At 67.8% G+C, this 245-nt stretch carries 1 pseudogene; it reads right to left on the bottom strand.

The window, feature by feature from the left end:
• A pseudogene (locus IF64_RS27590) lies at positions 1 to 245 on the bottom strand (hypothetical protein); the annotation flags it as partial.

Below are 245 nucleotides of genomic sequence, written 5' to 3' on the forward strand. Positions count from 1 at the left end.
GCCGCGTCAACCGGCATGTGCAGGTAGACCATGGCAGCGGCTTCCGGGACGCGAACGCCCGGGTCGTTGCCCAATAACAGGTCGGCGGTCACATCCGCGCGCAACTGGTCGAGCGTGCGCTGCTCGCCCTTGCGCTGTAGGCGGCGTGCCATCGCATCAACACGGGCATAGCAGGCGGAAGCGACCTCGGAGGGCAGCTCGGCGGTGAGTCGGGATTGCGCGTTGGGCCCGTGATCAAGCTCCAC

The organism is Prauserella rugosa (assembly GCF_000719975.1).
Lineage (GTDB): Bacteria > Actinomycetota > Actinomycetes > Mycobacteriales > Pseudonocardiaceae > Prauserella > Prauserella rugosa.